The 26,150-nt window shown below is 72.5% G+C and carries 20 protein-coding genes and 1 pseudogene; 12 read left to right on the top strand and 9 right to left on the bottom strand.

The window, feature by feature from the left end; genetic code table 11:
- Positions 1 to 194 precede the first annotated feature (194 nt).
- Together OIE69_RS25980 and OIE69_RS25975 are read left to right on the top strand one after the other, a co-directional pair.
- The gene (locus OIE69_RS25980) at positions 195 to 1,184 is read left to right on the top strand and encodes a CorA family divalent cation transporter (RefSeq protein WP_326576115.1); all 990 of its coding nucleotides are present in this window, start codon (positions 195 to 197) and stop codon (positions 1,182 to 1,184) included.
- A gap of 21 nt (positions 1,185 to 1,205) precedes the next feature.
- Positions 1,206 to 1,592, top strand: a complete 387-nt coding sequence (locus OIE69_RS25975) for an arsenate reductase family protein (protein ID WP_326576113.1) — start codon at positions 1,206 to 1,208, stop codon at positions 1,590 to 1,592.
- Positions 1,593 to 1,901: 309 nt separating this feature from the next.
- On the opposite strand, the gene OIE69_RS25970 is transcribed toward OIE69_RS25975, so the two are convergent.
- A complete protein-coding gene (locus tag OIE69_RS25970; protein ID WP_018556562.1) occupies positions 1,902 to 2,354 on the bottom strand; it encodes an Lrp/AsnC family transcriptional regulator in 453 nt (150 codons plus the stop codon).
- Between the two features lie 116 nt (positions 2,355 to 2,470).
- Between OIE69_RS25970 and OIE69_RS25965 the strand changes: the two genes are divergently transcribed.
- Positions 2,471 to 3,475 (top strand): asparaginase, encoded by a 1,005-nt coding sequence (locus tag OIE69_RS25965; protein ID WP_326576111.1) that lies wholly within the window; start codon positions 2,471 to 2,473, stop codon positions 3,473 to 3,475.
- A gap of 99 nt (positions 3,476 to 3,574) precedes the next feature.
- Here the strand turns inward: OIE69_RS25965 and OIE69_RS25960 are convergent, their stop codons facing one another.
- Entirely contained in the window at positions 3,575 to 3,769 is a 195-nt protein-coding gene (locus OIE69_RS25960; protein ID WP_018556560.1) for a hypothetical protein, read from the bottom strand.
- 453 nt (positions 3,770 to 4,222) lie between these two features.
- Between OIE69_RS25960 and OIE69_RS25955 the strand changes: the two genes are divergently transcribed.
- Positions 4,223 to 5,389 (top strand): acyltransferase family protein, encoded by a 1,167-nt coding sequence (locus OIE69_RS25955; RefSeq protein ID WP_326576109.1) that lies wholly within the window; start codon positions 4,223 to 4,225, stop codon positions 5,387 to 5,389.
- Here OIE69_RS25955 and OIE69_RS25950 read toward each other — a convergent pair.
- Complete coding sequence (locus OIE69_RS25950; protein WP_326576108.1) at positions 5,370 to 6,512, bottom strand: PP2C family protein-serine/threonine phosphatase; 1,143 nt, start codon at positions 6,510 to 6,512, stop codon at positions 5,370 to 5,372. The two genes, OIE69_RS25955 and OIE69_RS25950, sit on opposite strands and share 20 nt — an antisense overlap.
- Before the next feature lie 128 nt (positions 6,513 to 6,640).
- Between OIE69_RS25950 and OIE69_RS25945 the strand changes: the two genes are divergently transcribed.
- Positions 6,641 to 7,870 (top strand): GNAT family N-acetyltransferase, encoded by a 1,230-nt coding sequence (locus OIE69_RS25945; protein ID WP_326576107.1) that lies wholly within the window; start codon positions 6,641 to 6,643, stop codon positions 7,868 to 7,870.
- Positions 7,871 to 7,947: 77 nt separating this feature from the next.
- Here OIE69_RS25945 and OIE69_RS25940 read toward each other — a convergent pair whose 3' ends face one another.
- Positions 7,948 to 8,763, bottom strand: coding sequence for an Fpg/Nei family DNA glycosylase (locus OIE69_RS25940; protein ID WP_326576105.1), 816 nt, complete (start codon positions 8,761 to 8,763; stop codon positions 7,948 to 7,950).
- Between the two features lie 7 nt (positions 8,764 to 8,770).
- Positions 8,771 to 9,259, bottom strand: coding sequence for a ribose-5-phosphate isomerase (locus OIE69_RS25935; protein ID WP_018556555.1), 489 nt, complete (start codon positions 9,257 to 9,259; stop codon positions 8,771 to 8,773).
- A 140-nt stretch (positions 9,260 to 9,399) separates the two neighbouring features.
- On the opposite strand from OIE69_RS25935, the gene OIE69_RS25930 reads away from it, so the two are divergent.
- A complete protein-coding gene (locus OIE69_RS25930; RefSeq protein WP_392567570.1) occupies positions 9,400 to 10,863 on the top strand; it encodes an amino acid permease in 1,464 nt (487 codons plus the stop codon).
- On the opposite strand, the gene OIE69_RS25925 is transcribed toward OIE69_RS25930, so the two are convergent.
- Positions 10,827 to 12,527 carry a serine/threonine-protein kinase gene (locus OIE69_RS25925; RefSeq protein WP_326576100.1) on the bottom strand — a complete coding sequence of 567 codons (1,701 nt, stop codon included), beginning with the start codon at positions 12,525 to 12,527 and terminating at the stop codon, positions 10,827 to 10,829. The two genes, OIE69_RS25930 and OIE69_RS25925, sit on opposite strands and share 37 nt — an antisense overlap.
- A 334-nt stretch (positions 12,528 to 12,861) precedes the next feature.
- On the opposite strand from OIE69_RS25925, the gene OIE69_RS25920 reads away from it, so the two are divergent.
- Positions 12,862 to 13,452 (top strand): hypothetical protein, encoded by a 591-nt coding sequence (locus OIE69_RS25920; RefSeq protein WP_326576099.1) that lies wholly within the window; start codon positions 12,862 to 12,864, stop codon positions 13,450 to 13,452.
- Positions 13,453 to 13,518: 66 nt separating this feature from the next.
- Here OIE69_RS25920 and OIE69_RS25915 read toward each other — a convergent pair whose 3' ends face one another.
- A complete protein-coding gene (locus tag OIE69_RS25915) occupies positions 13,519 to 14,112 on the bottom strand; it encodes a biotin transporter BioY (protein WP_326576097.1) in 594 nt (197 codons plus the stop codon).
- Between the two features lie 263 nt (positions 14,113 to 14,375).
- Here OIE69_RS25915 and OIE69_RS25910 point away from each other — a divergent pair, with 263 nt between their 5' ends.
- The gene (locus OIE69_RS25910) at positions 14,376 to 15,305 is read left to right on the top strand and encodes a carbohydrate kinase family protein (RefSeq protein ID WP_326576095.1); all 930 of its coding nucleotides are present in this window, start codon (positions 14,376 to 14,378) and stop codon (positions 15,303 to 15,305) included.
- Between the two features lie 54 nt (positions 15,306 to 15,359).
- Positions 15,360 to 16,061, top strand: a complete 702-nt coding sequence (locus tag OIE69_RS25905) for an HAD family hydrolase (RefSeq protein ID WP_326576092.1) — start codon at positions 15,360 to 15,362, stop codon at positions 16,059 to 16,061.
- A 15-nt stretch (positions 16,062 to 16,076) separates the two neighbouring features.
- Here the strand turns inward: OIE69_RS25905 and OIE69_RS25900 are convergent, their stop codons facing one another.
- Positions 16,077 to 16,718 carry a mycothiol-dependent nitroreductase Rv2466c family protein gene (locus OIE69_RS25900; protein ID WP_326576090.1) on the bottom strand — a complete coding sequence of 214 codons (642 nt, stop codon included), beginning with the start codon at positions 16,716 to 16,718 and terminating at the stop codon, positions 16,077 to 16,079.
- A 158-nt stretch (positions 16,719 to 16,876) separates the two neighbouring features.
- Here OIE69_RS25900 and pepN point away from each other — a divergent pair, with 158 nt between their 5' ends.
- Together pepN and OIE69_RS25890 are read left to right on the top strand one after the other, a co-directional pair.
- Complete coding sequence (gene pepN, locus OIE69_RS25895) at positions 16,877 to 19,456, top strand: aminopeptidase N (RefSeq protein WP_326576087.1); 2,580 nt, start codon at positions 16,877 to 16,879, stop codon at positions 19,454 to 19,456.
- Positions 19,457 to 19,703: 247 nt separating this feature from the next.
- Positions 19,704 to 20,678, top strand: a complete 975-nt coding sequence (locus OIE69_RS25890) for a hypothetical protein (protein ID WP_326576085.1) — start codon at positions 19,704 to 19,706, stop codon at positions 20,676 to 20,678.
- A gap of 9 nt (positions 20,679 to 20,687) precedes the next feature.
- On the opposite strand, the pseudogene OIE69_RS25885 reads toward OIE69_RS25890, so the two are convergent.
- A pseudogene (locus OIE69_RS25885) lies at positions 20,688 to 22,425 on the bottom strand (TIGR03767 family metallophosphoesterase).
- Positions 22,426 to 22,826: 401 nt separating this feature from the next.
- Here OIE69_RS25885 and OIE69_RS25880 point away from each other — a divergent pair.
- Positions 22,827 to 26,144 carry a S8 family serine peptidase gene (locus OIE69_RS25880; protein WP_392567569.1) on the top strand — a complete coding sequence of 1,106 codons (3,318 nt, stop codon included), beginning with the start codon at positions 22,827 to 22,829 and terminating at the stop codon, positions 26,142 to 26,144.
- The last annotated feature ends 6 nt before the right edge of the window (positions 26,145 to 26,150 follow it).

The raw sequence follows: 26,150 nt of genomic DNA, 5'->3' as shown, positions 1-26,150 counted from the left end.
CTCATGAATCCAGTAGGCCTGGGCATTCCGCCCGCGTCACGTCGCTGCATTTCGGGGCTTGACATACGGCCGGCGGCTCATTGAGAAGCGGGCCCGCCGGAGCCCGCGGACCCCTGGACCGGGCACCTCCGCATGCGTGGACGCCGGAGTCTGCGCAGGCTGGGAGGTGTGCCGGTGATCCACGGTGAGAGACGATGATCGTTACGGTGGTGTCGATGCCCGAGGGCATCGTCGCCCGTGCCGCCGTGTCGGAGGCGCGTGAGCGGCTGGCGGCGTGCCGGTTCCTGCTCGTGGACGTCGAGGTGCCCGGGGAAGGACGGCCCGACGAGCTGTCGATCGCCCGTGAACTCGGCCTGGACGCCGAGGACCTGGCGTGGCTGGGCAGGGAGGGCGAGACGGCGCGGGCGGAGTTCCACGGGGACAACGCCCGGTTCGTCGTGCCCGTCATCGACGACGACGGCAAGGTCGTCCACGTCCACGTCTTCGTGACCGAGCGGTACCTGGTCACCGTCCACCGGGGGTGGAACACCCTGGTCGGGCGGTTCGTCACCCGGCTGCCGCACGAACGGCCCGCGGACGCCACGGCCACGCTGTTCCTGCTGCTGGAGGACGCCCTGGAGACCTTCCGCAGGACCGCCGTGGAGGCGCTGCTGCAGGTGGAGGACCTCGAGGACGAGATGTTCGAGAGCCGGCACCCGCAGCAGGTGTACCGGCTGGCGCGACTGCGGCGGCGGGCGGCCCTGCTGCACCACGCCCTGCTGCCCTATCTGCAGGCGGCCGACGAGACCATCACCCGGCGGATGATGAGCGGCAGCTTCCCGGAGGAGCGGCAACGGCTCGCGGCCTCGTACCAGCGGGCCGCGCGGATGGTGCTCGCCAGCATCGAGTCGCTCCAGGACGCGGCCCGGCGGGCCTTCGCCAGTTACTCCTCCCTCGTGTCCGGCGAACAGAACGGCGTGATCAACCGGCTGGCCATCGTCTCGACGATCTTCCTCCCGCTGACCTTCCTGACCGGCTTCTTCGGCATGAACTTCACCTACATGACCGACGAGTTGGAGAGCAGGGACGTCTTCTGGCTGCTCGCCGTGGGACTGCAGGCGCTCGTGCTGCTCATCGCCGTCTACGTGCTGCACCGCACCCGCATCTGGCGCAGGCTGCGCGACGACGGGCGCGACGACCCCTGAACGCCTCACTACATTGGCGGCATGGAGATCTGGATCAACCCCGCGTGCTCGAAGTGCCGCTCCGCGCTGCACCTGCTCGACGAGGAGGGCGCGCAGTACACGGTGCGCCGCTACCTGGAGGACCCGCCGGACGCGGACGAGATCCGCGCGGTGCTGGAGCGGCTCGGGCTGGAGCCGTGGGACATCGTCCGGACCCAGGAGGCCGAGGCGAAGGAACTGGGGCTGAAGGAGTGGCGGCGCGAGCCGGGTGAGCGGGAACGCTGGATCGGGGCGCTCGCGGCGCATCCCCGGCTGATCCAGCGGCCGATCATCACCGCCGAGGACGGCACGGCGGTGGTCGCCCGCTCCGAGGGGGCGGTGCGGGACGCCCTCGGACGCGTCCCGGGCAGCGCCGGGAACCCCGCGTAGCGGCGTCCATCCGCGACCTGGCCCTGTCGGGCCGCCTCCTCACCCGGCACGGACTGCGCGCCGACGGCAGCCGCCCGCTGTCCCGCATCGGCCGGGCCGGGGCGCCCTGTGCGCCTGGAGTCACGGCCTCCGTCTCGACCCGCAACCGGGCTGTCGGCGGTCCAGGCGGGGTTCGGGTGCGGTGCGCGTGGGCGGCCGCGAGGGCGGGGTGTGGTCGGCGACCCTGCCGTGGCCCAGTTCCAGGAGGGCCGCGGCCACGGACTGTTCGAGGAGGCGCCGGCGGTCCACGGGGCCGTCGAACCCCCGGCCCTACCCGACCGGCACGCCCTGCGGACCCTTGATCCGCTTCATGATCATCTGCGAGTTCACCTCGCTGACGCCCGGCAGGGCGATCAGCTTCTCCGTCCAGAAGCGCTCGTAGGCGTCGCTGTCGGCCACCGCGATCCGCAGCAGGCAGCCGGGCGCGCCGTAGAGCCGGTAGGCCTCGACGATGTCGGGGATGGCCTGCACCCGCTCCTCGAAGGCGGCGACGGACTCGCGGTCCCGCCGTACCTCGACGGAGGCGAAGACCTCGAAGCCGCGGCCGACGGCGGCCGGGTCGACGACGGCCCGGTAGCTCTGGATCACCCCGTCCTCCTCCAGCTGGCGCACCCGGCGCAGGCACGGGGAGGGGGTGAGGCCGACCCGGGCGGCCAGCTCCTGGTTGGTGAGCCGGCCGTCGGCCTGGAGCTCACGCAAGATTCTTCTGTCGATGGCGTCCACAAGGGCGATAGTTACCACGTTTGCCGGGTCTACGCGGGCTGATTGGCAATCCGATGCCGGGGTTCAGCGCATATCCTTGCCGGGGAGGATCGGGCGAACGCACGAGCGAGGGAAACGTGAAGCACATCGTCGTGATCGGCACCGGCGGCACGATCGCCAGCCGGTGGCAGGGGGCCGGGTACGCGGCCGAGGCCGCCGGCCACGAGGTGCTGGCGGCGGGCGCGGTCCCCGAGGGCGTCGAGGTGACCGTCCGCGACCTGTTCACGGTGAACAGCTCCCGGCTGACCTCCGCCCACCAGATGGAGCTGCTGCGGACCGTCCACGAGGTGCTGGCGGACCCGGCCGTGGACGGCGTCGTGGTGACGCACGGCACCGACACCATGGAAGAGTCCGCGTTCCTCCTCGACCTCCACCACGACGACCGGCGCCCCGTGGTCCTCACCGGCGCCCAGCTCCCGCTGGACTCCGTGGACGGCGACGCGCCGGGCAACCTCTACGACGCGCTGCTGACCGCCGCGACCGGCCGGGACATCGGCGTGGTCATCGCCTTCGGCGGCTTCGTGCACACGGCCCGGGGCACGGTCAAGGCGCACACCCTGGACGTCCAGGCCTTCGCGGACCCCTCGGGGCGGCCGCTGGGCCGGGTGAAGTTCGGCGAGATCGCCTGGGGCGCTCCGCGGCCGCGCGCCGCGGCGCTGCCGCTTCCGGATCCCGGCGCGAAGGCACCGCGCGTCGACGTCGTGATGCACCACGTGGACGCCGACCCGGTGCTCTTCGAGGCCGCGCTGGGCGCGGGGGCACAAGGCGTCGTGCTGGTCGGCACCGGGGCGGGCAACGCGACGCCCGAGTTCGTGGCGGCGGTGCGCCGCGCGGTGGACGCCGGAGTGCTGGTCGCCGTGAGCACCCGGGTGGCGGCGGGGCCGGTGGCCCCGATGTACACCGGGGGCGGCGCGGTGGACCTCGCCGCGGCCGGCGGTGTGCTGGCCGGGACGCTGCGCGCGGGGCAGGCCCGTATCGCCGTACTGGCGGCGCTGATGTCCGCGGAGGGCCCCGCAGAGCGCGCCGCCGCGCTGCGCCGCATCATCGGGACGGCCGAGGACCGTACACCGGCCGTCGCCTGACTCCCCGTCACCCGGCGCGGCCACCGCGCCGGGTGACGGGTGACTGCGACCTGTGACCTCTGACCGGTGACCCGTGGCGCGCGCCGCGCCGGGGACCGGTCAGAGGTTTATCTGGTTGATGGTGTCGGCCAGCGAGTCGAGGAACTTGTTGATCGACGGCGCCATGCCCGTGGAGGCAAGGAAGAAGCCGAAGAGCGCGGCGATGATGGCCGGGCCGACCTTGAGCGACTTGCCTCTTATCAGGACGACCATGATGATCGCCAACAACAGGACCACGGACAGGGAGATGGCCACTGGGGATCACATCCTCGGTCTGACGCCTCACCGTTCCGGGGAGAGCCACCGGCAGCCGCACCCCCACGACGTCCATCGTGCCACCTGCCACCGACACCGTGACCCCGCGGGACACCTCTTCCCCGCGTGCCGGGGTCGCACACCTGTGACGCAGGACATCGCGATCGTTCACGATCAGTTGGGTCGAGGCGAATCTCGCAATTACACGGCACGTTCGAGTGAATTTCCCTCAAACTATTTCCCCACACACCCACTTGCCACACAAAGGATCATCAAAAAACCTGCACAGCCGCCAACCCGTCTGGCGATATGCCCCGTTCAACCCTTATATGACCGCCCATAGCGGCACCGAACGGACAACAACACGACGTATGCATTCCCGGGTGACAACGTGGCGACCGCCATTCCGGCCGAAAATTTACTCCGGCAGAGGCGCCCGCTATGGTGCATCAAATGTTCCAGCTCCCCCGCACGAACACCCTGTCCCCCGGCAGGACCCAGACCGGGAATTCCGTTCTCCCCACCCCCCGCACGCAGGCCTCCTCCGGCCCCGCGCCGGCCGCCCCGGCGGAGACCTCCGCCCCCGCCACGTCCCGCGCCCCGGCCGCCGGGCGCGACCCGTTCTTCGACAACGCCAAGTACCTCGCCATCGTCCTGGTCGCGATGGGCCACGCCTGGGAACCCCTCACCGGGCACAGCAGGGCCGCGGGCGCGCTCTACAACCTCGTGTACGCGTTCCACATGCCGGCGTTCATCGTCATCTCGGGCTACTTCTCCAGGAGTTTCGACGCCCGTCCGGACCGCGTCAGGAGACTGATCACCGGCGTCGCCGTCCCGTACCTGCTCTTCGAGGCCGCCTACTCGCTCTTCAGGAACTGGGCGGACGACGCAGCGCCCCAGCCTCTCAGCCTGCTCGACCCCTGGTACCTCACCTGGTTCCTCGCCGCCCTGTTCATCTGGCGCCTCACCGCCCCCATCTGGCGGGTCGTCCGGCAGCCGGTCGCGGTCGCGCTGGTGATCGCGGCCCTCGCGTCGATCTCCCCGGCCATCGGCGACGACCTGGAACTTCAGCGCGTCCTGCAGTTCCTGCCCTTCTTCGTGGTCGGCATGTGCCTGAAGGCCGAGCACTTCCGCCTCGCGCGGCGCCGCGTGGTGCGCGTGCTGTCCGTCCCGGTGGGCCTCACGGCGCTGGCCGTCTCCTACTGGGCGGTGCCCCGGATGGACCGGGCCTGGCTCTACCACCGCACGAGCGCCCAGGAACTGGGCGCTGCCTGGTGGACGGGACCGGTCATGACGCCGGCGCTGTTCTGCTGCTCCCTGGCCCTGACGGTGTGCTTCTTCGCCTGGGTGCCGCGCCGCCGCACGTGGTTCACGGCGCTGGGCGCCGGCACGCTCTACGGCTACCTGCTGCACGGCTTCATCGCCAAGGGCTCGCGCTTCGGCAGCTGGTACGACCACGGGTGGATCCACACCCCGCTGGGCCAGGTCGCGGTCACCGCGATCGCCGCCGTGGTGGTCACCGCGCTGTGCACCCCGCCGGTGCAGCGGATGTTCCGATTCGCCGTGGAGCCGAGGATGCCCTGGGCGTTCCGGCCGGCGCTCAGTCCCGGCACACGATGAGCAGGGCGCGGTCGTCGTTGACGTCCTTGGCGACCGCCTCGATCAGCTGCCAGGCCGCACCGCGGAAGCCGTGCGCCACGTACCGGTCGGCCTCGCCGATGAGCCGGTCGATGCCCTCGGTGAGGTCGCGGCCGGCGGCCTCGACCAGACCGTCGGTGAAGAGCAGCAGGACGTCGCCGGAGCGCAGGGTGCCCTTCACGCTGTGGAACTCGGCGCCGTCGTACACCCCCAGCAGCGGGCCCTCGGCCGCCTTCTCCTCCCAGCGGCCGGTGCCCGCGCTGAGCTGCATGCCCGGCAGATGGCCGGCGGAGAGCAGCTCGTAGTCGCCGGTCTCCAGGTCCAGCACCAGGTGGACGGAGGTGGCGAAGCCCTCGTCCCAGTTCTGGCGGAGGAGGTAGCCGTTGGCGGCGGTGAGGAAGGCGTGCGGCGGCAGCGAGCCCAGCAGGCCGCCGAAGGCGCCGGACAGCAGCAGCGCGCGTGAGCCGGCGTCCATGCCCTTGCCCGACACGTCGGTGAGGACGGCCTCCAGGATCCGCCCGCCCGAGGTGCGGGTGGCCACCACGAAGTCTCCGGAGAAGGACTGGCCGCCGGCCGGCCGCAGCGCCATCTCGGCGTGCCAGCCCTCGGGCAGCCGCGGCAGCCTGCTCTGCACCCGGATGCGCTCGCGCAGGTCGAAGAGCATCGTGCCGCCGCGCATCCAGGGCACGCCGACCCGGGCGCGGAACTGCGCGACGATCAGCCCGGCCAGCGCCACCGCCGCCACCACGAGCACGGTGCCCGGGGTCACCCGGCCCACACCGTCGCGGTACGGCCCGAGGACCGCCGACTCCACGACCATCGCGGCGGCGCTGGCCCCGTACAGCAGCAGGAGGCTGGAGGGGCGCAGCAGCAGGCCGCCGACGAGGACGGGCAGCACCAGGGTGGTGGGCGGGCACCATTGCGGCGCCAGCACCGTGCCCCAGGCGATCAGCGGCACGCTGATCGTCAGGACGGTCAGCGCGAGCCAGTCGGCGGCGTCCCCGCGGAAGTAGTCCACGGCGGATTTGCGCAGGCCGACCCGGGCCCGGTGGACCGTCCTGCGCCACCGGGCCCTGAATCCGTCTCCTACCGGGCGTCGTGCCATCTTCCCGGCGACCCTATCCACCCTCACCCGTTCTCCGCACCGGAGGTGCCCCTCATGGTGCGCCGATTCGCCGCCACGACCGGCGAAAACCGGTCGCCCGCCCGCGGGGCGGCTGATAGGCAGGGCACATGACGGTGGAGTTGCGGGTTCTCGAGTCCGAACAGTGGGACGAGTGGTTCAGCACGCTGGAACGCGCTTTCGGCAGCGCGGTCTGGCCGACGGAGGAGCGGGAGTTCGACCGCGGGGTGACCGAGCCCTCCCGGTCGATCGCGGCCTGGGACGGCGCGGAGGTCGTCGGCACCGCGGGGGCGTTCTCCTTCCGCATGGCGGTGCCGGGCGGCGCCGTGGTCCCGGCGGCGGGCGTCACCATGGTCAGCGTCGCCTCGACGCACCGCCGACGCGGGCTGCTGACCTCGATGATGCGGCGGCAGCTGGACGAGGTGCACGAACTGGGCGAGCCCCTCGCGGTGCTCACGGCGTCCGAGCCGGCTATCTACGGCCGGTACGGCTACGAGGTCGCCACCCGCCAGACGGCCCTGGAGGTCGACACCCTGCGGGCCGGCCTCACCGTGCCCGCGGGCGCCGACGGGGTCACGCTGCGCTTCGCCGACCCGGAGAAGGCTCTGGCGGCCTGCGAGGAGGTCTACGGGCGGCTGGTGCCCACCCGGCCGGGCATGCTGGAACGGCGGCCGAACTGGGAGCGCAAGGGCGTGCTCGACCCGGAGGCGTTCCGCGACGGCGCGTCGAAACTGCTCTGCGTGGTCGCCGAACGCGACGGAGAGGTGCGGGGCTACACGCGGTACGCGGTGAAGTCCGCCTGGAACGCGGCCGGACCGGACGGAACGGTGGTGCTGCGCGACCTGGAGGCACTGGATCCGGACACATATGCCGCGCTGTGGCGCTACCTGTTCGGCATCGACCTCACCTGCCGCATCACCGCGCGCAACCGTCCCGCCGACGACCCGGTCCTGCACCTGGTCGACGACGTACGCCGCTGCGGCGTGCGCGTCAGGGAAGGCCTGCTGCTGCGCCCGGTCGAGGTGGGCGCGGCCCTGTCGGCCCGTACCTACGCGGCCCCGCTGGACGTCGTACTGGAGGTCTCGGACCCCTTCTGCCCGTGGAACGAGGGCCGCTGGCGGCTCGGCGGCGACGCCAAGGGCGCCACGTGCGAGCGGACGACGGACGCCGCGGACCTGGCGCTGTCGGTGCGCGAGCTGGGCGCGGCCTACCTGGGTGACGTCTCGCTGACCGCGCTGGCGCGGGCCGGACGCGTACGGGAGCTGCGCCAGGGCGCGCTGCGGGAGGCCGCGGTGGCCTTCGGCGGCGACGTCGCCCCCTGGCTGCCGCACGGTTTCTAGGGTTCCGGTTCCGGGGTTCCGGCGGCCGTTCCCCGGCCGGGGTGCTCCCGTACGCGGGGGGCCTCCGGCCGGCGGCGTCAGCTCCGGGCGGGCTGGCAGGAGGGGCACCAGAAGAGGTTGCGCGCCACCAGGGAAGCGGTGCGCACCTCGGTGCCGCAGAGGTGGCAGGGCATCCCGGCGCGGCGGTAGACGTAGACCTCGCCGCCGTGGTCGTCGACGCGCGGCGGACGGCCCATGGCCTCGGGGGTGTGCTCGGGGCGGACGGTGTCGATGCGGTTGTTCCGCACGCCCTCGCGCATCAGGGCCACCAGATCGGCCCAGATCGCGTCCCACCGCGCGCGGTCCAGGTCCCGTCCCGCCAGGTACGGGTCGACGCCGTGCCGGAAGAGGACCTCGGCGCGGTAGACGTTGCCCACGCCCGCGACGACCTTCTGGTCCATGAGCAGCGCGGCGACGCTGGTGCGGCTGCGCGCCACGCGGGCCCAGGCGGCCTCCCCGCTGTCGGCCGGCCGAAGCGGGTCCGGGCCGAGCCGGTCGTGTATCGCCCGCTTCTCGGCCCCGGTGATCAGCTCGCAGGCGGTCGGCCCGCGCAGGTCGGCGTGGTGCCCTTCGCTGGCCAGGCGGAGCCTGACCTGGCCGACGGGGGCCGCGCCCGGGCCGGTGCCGAAGCCGAACTTCCCGTACAGCCCGAGGTGGACGTGGACCCAGCCGACCGGGCCGAAGCCCAGGAAGAGGTGCTTGCCGTGGGCCTCCGCGGACTCCATCACGGTGCCGTCCAGGAGGGCGGCGCCGTCGGAGAACTTGCCCTGCGGACTGCTCGCGCGGACCACGCGGCCGGCGAAGCGTTCCCCGTGGTCCGCGGCGAGGCGGTGGATCGTATGCCCTTCGGGCATGCCCGGATCAGCCCTCCTGCGGGTGGTGCGGGGGGATCGGGGGCAGCTCGCCGGTGGTCTCGTACGCGGTGAGCATGTCGATGCGGCGGGTGTGGCGCGGCTCGCCGGAGTAGGGCGTGCCGAGGAAGACCTCGACGAACTTGGTGGCGTCGTCCGTGGTGTGCATGCGGGCGCCGACGCTGATCACGTTCGCGTCGTTGTGCTCGCGGCCGAGGGTCGCGGTCTCCTGGCTCCACGCGAGCACGGCCCGGACGCCCTTGACCTTGTTGGCGGCGATGGCCTCGCCGTTGCCCGAGCCGCCGATCACGATGCCGAAGGAGCCGGGGTCCGCGGCGGTGCGCTCCGCGGCGCGCAGGCAGAACGGCGGGTAGTCGTCCTGGGCGTCGTAGACGTGGGGGCCGCAGTCGACGGGCTCGTGCCCGTTGGCCTCGAGCCACTCCACCAGGTGGTTCTTGAGTTCAAAGCCGGCATGGTCGGAACCGAGGTACACGCGCATACGGACGAGTGTCGCACGGGCACGCTGGGCGACATGCCGTGGGTGTTCCGTGAGGGGAATTTGAGCGTGCGCTGAGGGTAGGACAACGAAACGGAATCAAAGGTTCCCCGATCGCCCCGGGCCGTGTTTCATGCCACCCCATGAGTACACGTCCCCCCACCCCAGTGGCCGACTCCACCGCTCCGGCCCACGAGGCCGCGACGGAGCAGCAGGATGGCTCGGGCCTGAAGGCCGGGCTCAAGAACCGCCACCTGTCGATGATCGCGATCGGCGGTGTGATCGGCGCCGGCCTCTTCGTCGGCTCCGCCTCCGGCATCGCCGCCGCCGGCCCCGGCATCCTCGTGTCGTACGCACTCGTCGGCGTGATGGTCGTCTTCGTCATGCGCATGCTGGGCGAGATGGCCGCCGCCAACCCCACCTCCGGCTCCTTCTCCGCCTACGCCGACCGCGCGCTGGGCCGCTGGGCCGGCTTCTCCATCGGCTGGCTGTACTGGTTCTTCTGGGTCGTGGTGCTGGCGGTCGAGGCGACCGCCGGAGCCAAGGTCCTGGAGGGCTGGGTCCCGGCCGTCCCGCAGTGGGGCTGGGCGCTGATCGTGATGGTCGTGCTCACCGCGACCAACCTGGCCTCGGTGGCCTCCTACGGCGAGTTCGAGTTCTGGTTCGCCGGGATCAAGGTCGTGGCCATCGCCGGCTTCATCGTGCTCGGCGCGCTCGCGGTCCTCGGGGTGCTGCCCGGCGGCCACGACGACGCCGCGGGGCTGGCCAACCTCACCGCGCACGGCGGCTTCCTCCCCAACGGCCCCGGCAAGATCCTCACCGGTGTGCTGCTGGTCGTGTTCTCCTTCATGGGCAGCGAGATCGTCACGCTGGCCGCCGGTGAGTCGGCCGACCCCGAGCGTGCGGTCACCAAGGCCACCAACAGCGTGATCTGGCGGATCGGCGTCTTCTACCTGGGCTCGATCTTCATCGTGGTGGCGCTGCTGCCGTGGAACGACCCGTCGATCGCGAAGGACGGCTCCTACGTCGCCGCGCTGAACTCGATGGGCATCGCGCACGCCGGCCAGATCATGAACGTGATCGTGCTGACGGCGGTGCTGTCCTGCCTCAACTCCGGTCTCTACACCGCCTCGCGCATGGCCTTCTCCCTGGGCCGGCGCGGTGACGCGCCCAGGGCGTTCGCGCGCACCACCGGGCGCGGCGTGCCGCAGGCGGCGATCCTGGGCTCGGTCGTCTTCGGCTTCGTCGCGGTCTTCTTCAACTACCGGTACCCCGACACCGTCTTCCTCTTCCTGCTCAACGCCTCCGGCGCGATCGCCCTGTTCGTGTGGCTGGTGATCTGCTTCTCACAGCTGCGCATGCGGAAGATCATCCTGAAGGAGGCGCCGGAGCGGCTGCGGGTGCGGATGTGGCTGTACCCGTACCTGACGTGGGCGACGATCGCGATGATCGTGTTCGTGCTCGGCTACATGCTCACCGACACCGCCGACGGCGGCGGCCGGGACCAGGTGGTCGTCTCGGTGCTGGCGGCACTCGGCGTCGTCGCCGTCGCGGTGGTCCGCCAGCTGCTTCACAAGGGCCGGAAGGACTCCCTCACCCGGTCGTAGGCGGCCGGCGCGGCGGATCCGGCGGAAGCCGCGTACCAGACGTTCAGCTGGTACGACTTGCCTCCCTCGGTGAAGCCGAGCTGCCGCGCCTTCCAGGGCGCGCCGGCCTGGGTGAAGGAGTACTCCCAGACGACCGCGGGGCGTCCGCGGAACGACGTCCGCTCCAGCCGGGTCCTGCGGTAGCCGGGCACGTCGCGGGAACCGGCCTCGAAGACGCGCCACTGCTCCAGGAGATCGCCGCCCCGTGCGAGTGCGTACGAGGCGGCGATCTCCTGCTGTCCGTCCGGGGCGTGGTAGTGGACGTTGGACGGGCTCTTCGCGCTGCGCGTCCAGCCCCGCGGCGGCCGCCAGGCGAAGCCGGTCTCGTTGCGCTCCCCGGGGGCGGGTGTGCCGGTGGACGGACCGGCGGGCGAGGTGGCACCGGTCGACGGGGGACGGCTGGTGCCCGCGACGACGGGGCCCTCGCGGTGGCCGGTGCGCGGCGCGGTCAGCAGGACGACGGTGACGGCGAGGACCGCGGCGGCCGCTCCCGCCACGGTCAGCAGGGCCGCCCGGCGGACCCGGGAGGGGGCCTGCGCGGCGGGCTCGGGTGCGGGTCCGCGTTCCGGCTCCGGGCCGGGCGCGGGCTCGGGCGCGGATTCGGGCCGGGGTTCGGGCGCGGGTGGTGCCGGGGTGCGGCGCTCCCAGCCCGGCGGGACGGCGTCCTCCGGTTCGGGGTCCGCCACCGGTTCGGCTTCCGGTACCGGGGCGGCCCTTCCGACGGCGAGCGTCGGGGTGCGTCCCTCCCGCGGGGGCGGCGGCGCCTGCCGGGTGACGACGGTCGGACCGCCCGGGGGCGTGCCGAGGGCGGCGAGCGCCTCGTCCAGGCCGTCCAGGGTCATCCGCTCCGCGGGGTCCTTGCGCAGCAGGGCCGCCAGGGCGCCGTGGAGCGGCCCGGAGCCGGCGGGAAGCAGGGGCTCCTCGTAGAGCACCGCGTGCAGGGTGGCCAGGGTGGTGGCCCGGGAGAACGGCGACGTGCCCTCGAGGGCGGCGCAAAGGGTCGCGCCCAGGGACCACAGGTCCGACGGCGGCCCCTGATGGCGGCCCTCGACGCGTTCGGGGGCCATGTAGTCGGGCGAGCCGACCAGCATCCCGGCCATGGTCAGCGCGGTGGCGTCCTGGATCGCCGCGATGCCGAAGTCGGTGAGGACGACCCTGCCCCTGGTGTCGATCAGTACGTTGCCGGGCTTGATGTCACGGTGCAGCACGCCGACCGCGTGCACCTCCCGCAGCGCGCGGGCCAGTCCGGTCCCGATCCGCACGGCCTCGGCCACGTCGACCGGGCCGTCCTGGATCAGCACCTGCTCCAGGGAACGGCAGTCGACCAGCTCCATCACGATCCAGAGCCGGTCGTCCTCCTGGACCACGTCGTAGATCCGGACCACGTTCGGATGGTCGATCCGGGCCGTGGCGCGCGCCTCCCGCAGGCTGCGTTCACGACGGACCCGGGCGTCCTCCGCCTCCCTGTCGTCCAGGCGCATCTCCTTGATCGCGACCTGCCGGTCCAGCACCTCGTCGACCGCCCGCCAGACGCGGCCCATGCCGCCCTGGCCGATCGGCTCCCCCAGCCGGTAGCGGCCGGCCACCAGCCGGCCGCGCACCTCACCGCCCGTATTTCCCACCATGCCCGGACTCCCCACTGCGGGAAGAATTCCCCATGCCCCTCAATTCCTGTCCGGTGGCCCGCAATTCACGCGGGGACCGGGACAGAAGTATGAACTTGCCACCATCACAGCATAGTTGCCCGGAATCTTGTGGTACCTCTTCAGATACCGCTGATGCGGTGCAGAAGGGGGAAGAGCAATGCGCCTTTTCAATCGGCGAATTCATGTTCGGAAAACGGCCGCGGCGGCCGCGGTGCTGGCGCTGGCGTTCGCCGGACCCGTGTACGGTGCCGAGCCCGTACCGGGCAGCGGCCAGGGGGGTACACCGGGCCCGAGCGCCCCGGCCGGGGTGAAGGTGAGCACCGAACTGCCGACCAGGATCTCCGTCGACAACAAGACCGAGAAGACCACGATCACCGCCCGGGTGGTCAACAAGGGCGACGCGGAGTCCCCGGACCTGCGGCTCCTGGTGGTGGGTTTCGACGCCCTCGAGGTGACCGCGGTGGAGGGCTGCGACCCGATTCCGGAAGGGAAGCTCCCGGACGGTTCCAACAGCGGATTCAGCTGCGCCGTCGGAAGACTGGCGGCGGGAAAGAGCAGGAACTACACCGTTTCCGCGACCTACGACCTCCAGGGCAAGGGCAAGATCTGCCTGCCCGTGATGCTCGGCGACACCGGCACCCTGCTGTGGCAGCAGGGACCGGTCCCGTTCGGCACCGGCAAGCCCACGCCGAACGCCCCCGACACCCCGCTGCTGCTGGGCACCGACAACGTGCCCTTCGGCCCCGACACCTCCGCGAGCGCCGGTCCCTCCGCACCCGGCACGCTGCCGGACACCGGCCCTCCCGGCCGCACGGCCGTCCTCCTGCTGGGCGGCGGCCTGCTGCTGGCCGCGGGCGGCGCGGGCCTGTGGCTGACCCGGCGCGGGCCGGCGCCGCGGCACTGACGCGGAACGGGTGGGGGCGGGGCCTGCGCCCCGCCCCCACCCGGGTGCGTCGTACGTCGTGTCCGGTCAGCCGCGGCGGCCGACCAGCTTCCACGCGGCGGGCAGCGCGCCCATGGCGAGGGCGGCCTTCAGCGCGTCGCCGATGAGGTACGGGGTCAGGCCCAGCGATACGGCCTGGCCGGTCGTCAGGTGCGCGGCCAGCGCCAGGTAGGGAACGCCCACGGCGTAGGTGACGGCGCTGCCGGCCACCATGACGCCGGCCATCCGCCACACGCTGCGGTCGGCACCCCGCCGGGCCAGCGCGCCCACGAGCGCCGACGCCAGCGCCATGCCGAGGATGTAGCCGAAGCTCGGCGCCGCGGCGCCGGACGACCCCTCCGCGAACCACGGCACCCCGGCCACACCGGCCACCGCGTACAGCGCGAGCGCCAGGAAGCCGCGGCGCGCGCCGAGGGCCGTGCCCACCAGCAGCGCGGCGAAGGTCTGGCCCGTCACCGGCACCGGCGACCCGGGGACCGGCACCGACAACTGCGCGGCCAGGCCGGTCAGTACGGCGCCACCGGTGACGAGGGCCACGTCGCGCAGCCGCGACGCGGGGATGAGGTCGGCGAGGACCGGGTGGGTCCGTACGGCGGAAGCGGCGGGAACTGCGCTGGCCATCGGGTGACTCCGCGGGGTGAGGGTCGGTTCGGGACACCGTGACGTTAACCCGGCTCGCCCTCACCGATCATCGTCCGCCGATCACAAAGGCCTGATCACGGCCTTGGTCGCCTTCCTACAAGGAAGCCGCACCGGGCGTGAGCTTCGTCACCCGGGCCTTAGTGGGGTTTCTCCAATCCCCGCCGGAGCGTCGCCGGAGCGCCGCCGACGGCCGGCTGCGACACGGCTCCGGCGGCCGGACGGCGGCCTCCTATGCTGCCCGCATGAGCGCTCCGTCCTCCCCCTCCCGCGTCGGCGTCGTCGGCGAGGTCCTCGTCGACCTGCTGTGGCGTTCCGGGGAGCGGCAGGTCACACCGGTGCCCGGCGGCAGCCCGGCCAACGTCGCGGTCGGCCTGCACCGGCTGGGGCGGCCCACCACCCTGGTCACCACGTGGGGCGACGACCCGCCCGGCGAACTGGTGCGGGCGCATCTGGAGTCCACCGGGGTCGAGGTGGTGCGGGCCGCGAGCCCGGCCGGGCGGACCACGCTGGCGATGGCCTACCTCGACCGGGACGGCTCCGCCTCGTACGACTTCCTGGCCGCGTGGGACCCCGAGCGGCTGTCGCTGCCCGCGGACACCGCGGTACTGCACACCGGTTCACTCGCCGCGGTGGTGGAACCGGGTGCCGCGCGGGTGCTGGAGCTCTGCCGCGAGCTGCACGCCGTACCGGGGCGCACCGTCGTCGCCGACCTCAACGTGCGGCCGGCCGTCCAGCCCGACCGGCTCGCCTACCGCCGAGCGTGCCTGCGGCTGGCCGGGGTGACGGACGTGGTCAAGGCCAGCGACGCGGACCTCGCCTGGCTCTTCCCGCGGCTCGCCCCGCAGGAGGCGGCGCGGGCGCTGCTCGCCGAGGGGCCCCGGCTCGCGGTCGTCACGCTCGGCGCGCAGGGCGCGTTCGCGGTGACCGAGGACGCCCTCGTACGGGTGGCCGCGCCCGAGGTCCGCGTCGTCGACACCATCGGGGCCGGCGACGCCTTCCAGGCGGCGCTGCTCGACGCGATCGCCGGTGGCGGCGTCCCCGCCTCGCGCGACGCCCTCGCCGCCGCGCTGGAGCGCTGCGTCACGGCCGCGGCGCTCAACTGCACGCGCGTGGGCGCCGATCCGCCGTCCCGCGCGGAGCTGGAAGCGGCGCTGGCCGCACGGCACGCCTGACGCACCGCGGAAAATGCGCGGCCGGCGGGCGCGGGCTCTGGTTACCCTCGCGGGATGGACGAGGCACGGCTGACGGGGCAGGTACTGGTCTTCGACGCGGACGACACGTTGTGGGAGAACAACGTGGTCTTCGAGCGGGTGATAGAGGACTTCCTGGACTGGGTGGACCATCCCGTCCTGGACCGCACGCAGATCAGGGCGCTGCTCAACGAGATCGAGGCGGCGAACGCGGTCGTCCACGGCTACGGCAGCAAGGTCTTCCTGCGCAGCCTCGGCGAGCTCCTGGAGCGGCTGCGGGAGCGGCCCGTCACGCGGGCCGAGCTGCGGCGGGTGGACGAGCTGGCGGTGGCCTTCGTGGAGCACCGGGTGGAGCTGATGCCCGGCGTGGCGAGCACGCTGGACGAGCTGGGCACCCGCCACGAGCTGCTGCTGCTCACCAAGGGCGACGAGGAGGAGCAGGCGCGCAAGGTGGCGGCCTCGGGGCTGGCGGACCGTTTCCGCGGGGTGCACATCGTGCCCGAGAAGGCCGCGGGCACCTACCGCGCGCTGCTGGCGGGGTACGGCTTCGCGCCGGGCAGGAGCTGGATGATCGGGAACTCCCCGAAGTCGGACATCCTGCCCGCGCGCGAGGCCGGGATGAGCGCGGTGTTCATCCCCAACGAGAACACCTGGGTGCTGGAGCAGTCCGAGCTGGACCCGGCCGACGAGCGGGTGCTGCGGCTGGCGGCCTTCCCCGAACTGCTCCGGCACTTCTGACCGGACCGGCCGGGCTCAGTCGAAGACCGGGCCCTGGTCGCGGGTCCGCTTGATCTCGTAGAAGCCGGGGGTCGACGCGACGAGCAGGGTGCCGTCCCACAGGCGGGCCGCGGCCTCGCCCTTGGGCGCCGGGGTGACGACCGGGCCGAAGAAGGCGATCTGCTCGCCGTCGGCGCCGGGGACCGCGATGACCGGGGTGCCGACGTCCTGGCCGACCTTGGAGATGCCCTCCTGGTGGGAGGCGCGCAGCTCCGTGTCGTAGGCGTCGCTGCGGGCGAAGTCGGCGAGCTCGGCGGGCAGGCCCGCCTCCTCCAGGGCGGCGACGATGACGTCGTGGTCCTTGTGGCCCAGGCCCTGGTTGTGGATGCGGGTGCCCAGCGCGGTGTAGAGGGGGCCGAGCACCTTGCTGCCGTACTTCTGCTCGGCGGCGATGCAGACGCGGACCGGGCCCCAGGCCGTGGTCAGGAACTCCCGGTACTGCTCGGGCAGCTCGTCGCGGTTCTCGTTGAGGACGGCGAGGCTCATCACGTGCCACCGCACCTCGACGGGTCGCACCTTCTCCACCTCCAGCATCCAGCGGGAGGTCATCCACGCCCACGGGCAGGCGGGGTCGAACCAGAAGTCCACCGGGGTGGGGGTCGTTGTGGTCTCGGTCACGTTTCTCTCCTCCGGACATGATGCGGTGACACGTGGTCCGGAACCGGCAACGCCCCCGGTGCCATCCCCATTCCCGTGCGCCGCCGTCAGGGCCGACGTGCAAAGATGCGTGGCGTCCACAAGACGACCCCCGACGGCGTGCGAAGGATGGAGACCCCGTGCCCGGTGAGAACCTCACGCGTGACGAGGCCCGAGAGCGGGCACGGCTGCTCGCCGTGGACGGTTACGAGGTCGCCCTCGACCTCCGGTCGGCGCTGCGCCCGCAGGAGCGGACGTTCCGGTCGGTGACCACGATCCGCTTCCGCTGCACGGAGCCCGGTGCGTCCAGCTTCGCCGACCTGCTCGCCCCCTCCGTGACGTCGGTGACGCTCAACGGCCGCGAACTCGACCCCGCGGAGGTCTTCGACGGGGCGCGGATCACGCTGGACGGCCTCGCCGCCGAGAACGTCCTGGTGGTGGACGCGCAGTGCGCCTACAGCCGGACGGGCGAGGGCATGCACCGCTTCACCGACCCCGAGGACGGCGAGGTCTACCTCTACACGCAGTACGAGCCGGCCGACGCCCGCCGGGTCTTCGCCGACTTCGAGCAGCCCGACCTGAAGGCGCCGTTCACCTTCTCCGTCACCGCGCCCGAGTCCTGGGTCGTGCTCGGCAACGAGCGGGTGACCGGGGTCTCCGGCGGCGGCGAGACGCGGCACTTCGCGCCGACCCGGCCGATCTCCACGTACATCACGGCGGTCGTGGCCGGGCCCTACCACATGGTCCACGACACCTACCGGCGTGCGCTGCCGGACGGCTCCGAGCTGGAGATCCCGCTGGGCGCGCTGTGCCGCAAGGGCCTCGCCCGGTACTTCGACGCCGACGAGATCTTCACCGTCACCAAGCAGGGCCTGGACTTCTTCCACGACCACTTCGGCTACCCGTACCCCTTCGGGAAGTACGACCAGGCCTTTGTGCCCGAGTACAACATCGGCGCGATGGAGAACCCGGGGCTGGTCACCTTCCGCGAGGAGTACGTCTTCCGCGGCAAGGTCACCCAGGCGTCCTACGAGGGCCGGGCGAACGTCATCCTGCACGAGATGGCGCACATGTGGTTCGGCGACCTGGTCACCATGCGGTGGTGGGACGACCTGTGGCTGAAGGAGTCCTTCGCCGACTTCATGGGCGCGTTCTCGCTGGTGGAGGCCACCCGCTACAAGGAGGGCTGGATCACCTTCGCCAACCGCCGCAAGGCCTGGGCCTACCGCGCCGACCAGCTGCCCTCCACCCACCCGGTCACGGCCGACATCCGCGACCTGGAGGACGCCAAGCTCAACTTCGACGGCATCACCTACGCCAAGGGCGCCAGCGTGCTCAAGCAGCTGGTGGCGTACGTCGGACGGGACGCCTTCCTGGAGGGCGCGCGCCGCTACTTCCAGCGCCACGCCTACGGCAACACCGAGCTGGGCGACCTGCTGTCGGTGCTGGCGGAGACCTCGGGGCGCGACATGGCCGGGTGGTCGCGGTCCTGGCTGCAGACCGCGGGCGTCAACTCGCTGACCCCGCAGGTGGCGTACGACGCCGACGGGCGGATCGCCGAGCTGGCCGTGGCGCAGGACGCCGCGCCCTCGCACCCCGAGCTGCGGCCGCACCGGGTCGCGGTGGGGCTCTACCGGCGTACCGCGGAGGGCACCGTGGAGCGCTACGCGCGCGTCGAGACCGACGTCGCGGGCCCACGCACGGTGGTGACCGAGCTCGCCGGGGCGGAACGTCCCGACCTGGTGCTGGTCAACGACGACGACCTGACCTACTGCAAGATCCGCTTCGACGAGGACTCCCTGGCCACGGTGCGGGAGCACCTGGGCTCGCTCACCGACCCCATGGCCCGCGCCCTGGCCTGGTCCGCGGTGTGGAACATGACCCGCGACGGGCTGATGCCCGCCCGCGACTACCTCGGCCTGGTGCTGCGCTTCGCCGGCGCGGAGACCGACATCGGCGTCCTGCAGGGGCTGCACATGCAGGCCCGTACGGCCCTGAACGACTACGCGGCGCCGGCCTGGCGCGAGCAGGGCGGGCGCGAGCTGGCCGACGGCGCGCTGCGCGAGCTGGGCGCGGCGGCCCCGGGCAGCGGCCACCAGCTGGCCTGGGCCCGCTTCCACGCGGCCGTGGCCTCCGGGGACGCCGGGACGGACATGCTGCGCGGGCTGCTCGACGGCACCGAGAAGATCGACGGGCTCGACGTCGACCAGGAACTGCGCTGGGCCTTCCTGGAGGCCCTGGCCGCGGGTGGCCGGGCCGACGAGGCCGCCGTCGCGGCGGAGCTGGCCCGCGACGACACCGCCTCCGGCAAGCGGCACCAGGTGCGCTGCCTGGCGGCGCGGCCGTCCGCGGCCGTCAAGGAGCAGTGCTGGGCGTCGGTCGTGGAGTCCGACGCGCTGTCCAACGCGCTCGTCGAGGCCACCATCGCGGGCTTCGACCAGGCGGGCCAGCGCGAGCTGCTCGCCCCGTACGCGGACCGCTACTTCGAGGTGATCGGGCGGGTCTGGAAGGAGCGCTCGATCGAGATCGGCATGGCCGTGGTCCGCGGGCTCTTCCCGCACCACCAGGACCGGCCCGCCACGCTCGACGCCGCCGACGCCTGGCTGGACGCCCACGCGGACGCGCCGCCGGCGCTGCGCCGGCTGGTCGCCGAGTGCCGTGACGACCTCGCGCGGGCGCTGCGGGCGCAGGAGCGGGACGCGGCGGTTGGGGCCGGCTGAGGCCTCCCTCCCGGAAGGGAACAGGTGACCGGTCACCCCAATGGCGTACACGGGGTACCGCCCGGCCCCGGTGGTGCGGCAGCATCGCCGGGGCCGGCCCGCAGGTGGGGAGAGGTCGGTCACCCGAATAGGTGAAAAACGGCACTCGGCAACCGAACGTCTGAACTTTAGTGCGGTGATGTCCGCATTTGTCGACGGTACGGTAACAGCCGTTAGGCTCCCTGAGGGATGCGGGAATCCACCCGCCATGAACCACAACATCCCCCTCAGCCCCCGCCCCCTCGACCACCTCTCCCGCACCCGGCCGACCGTGCTGTCGGCCCGCCAGCTGCGGGAGCACGGCGTCGCCCCCGAGACGCTGGCCGAGCGCTGCCGCCCCGGCGGTCCCTGGCAGGAGGTGCTGCCCCGGGTGTACGTCCTCCACCGCGGCCGGCCCACCGGCGACGAGCGGGTCCGGGCGGCACTGCTCTACGCGGGCCGCGAGGCGATGGTCACAGGGCTCGCGGCGCTCGCCCTGCACCGCTTCTCCTCGGTGCCGCCGCTGGTCGGCCTGGACCGGATCGACCTGCTGGTGACCCGGCAGCGGCGGCTGCGGGCCGTCGGCGACGTGGGGCTGGTGCGCACCACCGCGCTGCCCCGGCCGCGGGAGGTGCAGGGCGTGCCGTGCGCGCCGCTGCCCCGGGCGCTGGCGGACGCGGTGGAGGAGCTGGACGACGCCCGGGCGGTGGGCCAGGTGCTCACCGAGGCGGTGCGCGGCGGCCACTGCGAGGCGTCGGCGCTCGTCGCGGAGCTGAGCCGGGCCCGGCTGCTCTCCCGGCCGCACGTGGTGGAGGCGGTGGACGCGCTGGTGGCCGAGGGCCGCGCGATCGCCGAGAACCGGCTGTACACGATGGTGCGCTGCTTCGGGCTGCCCGACCCGCTGTGGAACGTGGACCTGCGGCTGCCGGGCGGCCCGCACCTGGGCGGCGTGGACGCGTACTGGCCGGAGCACGCGGTCGCGGTCGAGCTCGACGCCCGCGTGCCCCGACAGGAGGACGACACCCTGTGGGCCGAGTACGCCCGCAAGCGCGAGCACCTGGAGCGACTCGGCATCTCGGTCGTGCACATCACGCCGCGCAAGCTCCGGGAGTCCCTGGAGCAGCAGGCCACCGTCGTCCGTACGGCCCTGATGGCCGCGGCCGACCGCAACCCCGCGTCGTGGGTGGTGGTGCTGCCGCGGTGACCCGGGCGGTCAGCGCTTCTTCAGCAGCAGTTCCACGTTGCGGTCGCCCGGCCCGCCGGAGAGCGTCGTACGGGAGCCCGGCGCGTTGAACGCGAGCTCGCGGTAGAGCGCGGCGAGCCCGGTCTGCGACAGGTCGGAGAAGTCGGTGCGGTAGGGAGCGGCGGACTCCACGAGCGTGCAGAGCAGCGAGAGCGTGCCGTCGTGGTTGTCGGTCAGCTCGATGATCCGGGCCAGCTGCGGATAGTCGACGTGGGAGGCGGTGGAGACCTCCCAGAAGGTGCCGTGCGGGACGATCCTGTTCTTGTGGCTGTGCCCGTTGATCCAGGCGGCGACGCCTGGGTGCCGGCCGAGCAGCGCGAGCACCTCGTCGCCGCTCGCCGGGGCGGGCCGGGTCGCGGACCAGGTTGGTCATCGACCAGCTGGGGTGGTGGCTGAAGACCAGCACGGTGTCGTCGGCGTGCGCGGTGAGCGTCCGGTCCAGCCAGTTCATCTGGTCCGTGCCGAGGGAGCCGCGGTAGTCGCCGCCGCGGTCGGTGGTGTCGAGGCTGATGCCGAGCACGCCGTCGGAGATCCGGAACGCGTAGTGGAGCCGGCCGGAGTCGAGTTCGGCCGTCGTGTAGCCGTGGCCGACCGGACCGGCCCCGGCGTGCGCCGGGTCCAGATGGGCGGCGATGTACTCGCGCGGGGTGACCGGTGCCCGGCGTCCGTCGGGGGTGACGGTGCGGGCGCTGCCCTTGTGGCGGTTCCAGGCCTCGCGGAAGCGGGTGCCCTGGGGGTCGGGTCCCTGGCGCAGGAACGCGTTGACGGCTTCGGCCTCGGCCGGGGGCAGCCAGAACAGCTTGCGTGAGCCGAGCGCCAGGTCGTGGAAGAAGGACGAGGCGGCGTACGAGCCTCCGTACAGCTGGTCGTGGTTGCCGATGGTGGAGTACCACGGGACGTTCAGGCCGGGGCTGTTGAGCTCGCGGACCGCGGCGGCGAGGAAGCCGGGCAGGCGGGGGTAGCCGGCCGCCTTGTCGGCGTCGCGCAGCGCGGCGTCCGGCTGCCAGAAGCCCTTCAGGCCGGAGTCCTGCACGCCCTCGTAGTGGCCCGGGTCGCCCGAGTCGGGGGTGAAGCGGCCGCCGCTCATCACCGCGAGGAACCAGTCCAGTTCGATCCGCGAGTTGTTGTCGGTGTTGTCGCCGGTGGTCATGACGAAACCGATGGGCGTGCCGGTGGCGGGCCCGTACCGCAGGGCGTTGACCCGCTCGACCAGGGAGACGGCGCCGGCGTTGGTGAGCGCCTCCTGGGGGCGCCAGCCGGCGGAGGCGGCGGAGCGCAGGAACTCGTAGCGCTGAGGGTTCTGCACGTCCGTCAGGTGCAGGTCGGTGAACTGCACGAAGCAGGACAGGCTTGTGCGGTGAGCGGCGCGGCCGCTCCCGGCGGCGGCCAGTTCGGTGCGGGTGACCCGCTTCCAGCCGGGGCCGTCGCCGAGCCGGCGGTAGCCTCCCCTGCCGCGCGGGGCCGCGACGGAGTGCAGGGTGGTGCCCGCGGTGTAGGGCCGCGCCGCGGCGGGCGCGGCGGGTGACGTGGGGGCGGCCGGAAGGCCGGACGCGGGTCCGGTGACCGGTTCCGCGAGTGGGGGCGCGGCCGTCGCGTCGCCCGAACCGGGGACGAGCGCGAAACCGAGCCCCGCGCCGAGGGCGGTCGCACCCGAGGCGATCAGGACGTTGCGGCGGCTGAGGGCGGCAGCGGACACGGGACCAGGCATGGCGGGTTCCCCCGGTGGACGGTGGCTGCGGCGGCACTGCGGTGCCGCTCCTCACCGGATCGTTGGCACCCGGGGTGGCCTGCGGTGCAACGCAGACGGAACGTCCGGCACCCATCTGCGGACGTGGATCAGCAGTCCTCCCGCGGGTCACCGGCGGCCGGTCCGCAGGTGGCCGGACGCTCATCCGGTGTTCACCAACCGCCGCGGCGGCGCGCGGCGTCGGGGGCCCCGGAGCACCGGCCGGCCGCATTGGACCGGTTCGGCATGCTTCGCGCCCCGCCCCGGGTCCCGGCGTCTTGACGTATTCGCGTCATGTCGGTCTTACGCCATCTACGGCACTCCCCAACAACCCCACAGATGGCGCAATGTATCGGTCAACTGGCGCCCAAATCTTGAACAGGATGCCCATGTCTCTCGATCACATACGCGGGAAGAGACGCGTGGTCCGAGTCGCGCTCGCGGCGGGTCTGGTAGCCGCCCTGACGACGACCGGAATCTCCGCCTCCACCGCTTTCGCCGACACGACCGGCGACCCGGCGGACGCGGCGGTGAAGACCGCGCACGACAAGCTCGGAACGGCCGACGCCGAACTGCTCGCCGAGGCCAAGGCCGGTGGCGACAAGAACGTCACCCTCATGATCGCCACCAAGAAGGGCTCCACCGAGCAGGTCTCGGACGAGCTCGGCGCCCTCAAGGGCGCCTCGGTGGACCGGACCTACGACAGCCTCGGCTATGTCCGCGCCACCGTCCCGACGGGCAAGGCGGACGCGGCGATCGCGGCGGCGCAGAAGCTCTCCTCGGTGCAGGCGATCGACCTCAAGCAGGAGATCGTCCTCGACGACCCGTCCCCGTCGGCCGACGGCGGCAAGGGCGCCTCGAAGGGCCACGGCCACGGACATGGGCACGGTTCCACCACGTACCCGGGTCCCGACGCGAAGACCCCGGCGAAGAACCCCTACCAGCCGGCGTTCGAGACCGGCGCGGTGGACTTCGTCAAGGACAACCCGAAGGCCGACGGCCGCGGTGTCACCATCGGCATCCTCGACTCGGGCGTCGACCTCGGCCACCCGGCGCTGCAGAAGACCACCACCGGCGAGCGCAAGATCGTCGACTGGGTCACCGCCACCGACCCGATCACCGACGGCGACGCCACCTGGCGCCGTATGACCAACGGCCCGAGCGTCACCTACCAGGGCCGCACCTGGTCCGCCCCCGAGGCGACGCAGCAGGTCACGGTCTTCTTCGAGTCCGCCACCACCGGTGGCGACATGGCCGGTGACCTCAACCGCGACGGCGACACCACCGACTACTGGGGCGTCCTGTACGACCCGGCGAAGGGCACCGTCCGCCTCGACCTGAACGACAACGGGAACTTCGCCGACGACACCGAGATGAAGCCGTACAAGGACGGCTTCCAGATCGGCTACTTCGGCACGGACAACCCCGCCACCGCCATCTCCGAGCGGATCCCCTTCGTGGTGCAGGTCCGCAAGGACGTGCCCACGGACCCGTACGGCGGCACCTGGGTCGGCAAGAAGGCCGACTTCGTCAACATCGGCGTCATCGAGTCCGAGCACGGCACCCACGTGGCGGGCATCACCGCCGCCAACAGCCTGTTCGGCGGCAAGATGAACGGCGCCGCGCCGGGCGCGAAGATCGTCTCGTCGCGCGCCTGCACCTGGACCGGCGGCTGCACCAACGTGGCGCTGACCGAGGGCATGATCGACCTCGTGGTCAACCGCGGTGTGGACATCGTCAACATGTCCATCGGCGGCCTGCCCCCGCTGAACGACGGCAACAACGCCCGCGCGCGGACGTACACCCGTCTCATCGACGAGTACGGCGTGCAGTTGGTCATCTCCGCCGGCAACAGCGGCCCCGGCGCCAACACCATCGGCGACCCCGGCCTGGCCGACAAGGTCCTCAGTGTCGGTGCCACCGTCTCCAAGGAGACCTGGGCGGCCAACTACGGCTCGCAGGTGACCAAGGCGTACGACATGATGCCCTTCTCCTCGCGCGGTCCGCGTGAGGACGGCGGCTTCGCGCCGATCATCTCCGCGCCCGGTGCCTCCATCAACACCATCCCGACCTGGGAGCCCGGTGGCCCCGTCGCGGAGGCCGGCTACAGCCTGCCGCCCGGCTACGCCATGCTGCAGGGCACGTCGATGGCGTCCCCGCAGGCGGCCGGCGCCTCCGCGCTGCTGCTGTCCGCGGCCAAGCAGGCGCGCATCCCGCTGTCCCCGGCGACCCTGCGCACCGCGCTGACCAGCACGACGAACAAGATCAAGGACGTCCCGGCGTACGCCCAGGGCTCCGGTCTGATCGACATCGTCGACGCCTGGCGCCTCATCAAGGCGGGCGCGAGCGCCCACACCTACACGGTCAAGGCCCCGGTCAGCACGTTCTTCTCGTCCGCGCTCGCCACGCCTGGCTACGGCACCGGCATCTACGACCGCGAGGGCGGCCTGAAGACCGGTCAGACCAAGACGTACGACGTCACCATCACCCGCACCACCGGTCCGAACCGGTCCGTCCGGCACGACCTGGAGTGGGTGAACAATGACGGCACGTTCCGCTTCGCCGACTACGACAACGTGTGGCTGCCGCTGAACAAGCCGGTGACCGTGCGCGTCAAGGCCAAGCCCGGCTCGACCGGTCTGCACAGCGCGATCCTGACGGTCGACGACCCGGCGACGCGCGGCACCGACCAGCAGATCCTCAACACCGTGGTCGTCGCGACCCCGCAGGCCAAGCCGTCCTTCGCGGTCAAGGCGTCGGGCTCGGTGCAGCGCAACGGCACCAAGTCCTACTTCGTGACCGTCCCCGAGGGCGCCAAGACGCTCGAGATCAAGATGGGCGGCCTGGCCACCGGCAGCCAGACCCGCTTCATCGCGATCACCCCGTGGGGCATCCCGGCCGACCCGACCACCACGACGTTCTGCTACCCGAACTACACCACCACCAACGGGTGCCGTCCCGACCTGCGCTCCTACACCGACCCGATCCCGGGCGTGTGGGAGATCGAGGTCGAGGCGCGTCGTACCTCGCCGGTGCTGAACAACCCGTACAACCTGACCGCGACCGCGCTCGGCGTCTCCTTCGACCCCGAGGTCCAGACCGTCGAGGAGGCCACGGTCGGCACCGCCGCCCCGGTCTCCTGGAAGGTCACCAACGGCTACGCCCCGGTGCAGGGCAAGCTGAAGGGCGGCGCGCTCGGCTCGGCCGCGGCCTCGCGCAAGACGATCGCCGACGGTGACAGCGTCACCAGCACGGTCGTCGTCCCCGCGGGCGCGTCCCGGCTGGACGTCGCCATCGGCGGCACCTCCGACACCTCCGCCGACCTCGACCTGACCGTGTTCCTCAACGGCACGCAGGTCGCCCAGGCCGCGGACGGCGACTCGGAGGAGGCCGTGAGCATCGCCAACCCGGCGGCCGGCACGTACACCATCCAGGTGGACGGCTACTCGGTCCCGGCCGGCACCACCGAGTACGACTACCGCGACGTCTTCTACTCGGCGACGCTGGGCTCGGTCGCCGTGGACGAGGCGGCGTCCGTGCCGCTGGCCAACGGCGCCTCCGCGAACGTCGCGGCGAACGTCCTGGTCGCTGCCCCGGCTCCCGAGGGACGTCAGTTCTTCGGCGAGGTGCAGCTGCTGAACGCCGACGGCACCGCCGCCGGCACCGGCAGCGTGCTGATCGACAAGGTCAACGCGGGCTGACCCGCG

The sequence above is a fragment of the Actinacidiphila glaucinigra genome, assembly GCF_035918135.1.
GTDB classification, from domain to species: domain Bacteria; phylum Actinomycetota; class Actinomycetes; order Streptomycetales; family Streptomycetaceae; genus Actinacidiphila; species Actinacidiphila glaucinigra.
This window is presented reverse-complemented; position numbering and strand designations above follow the sequence as displayed.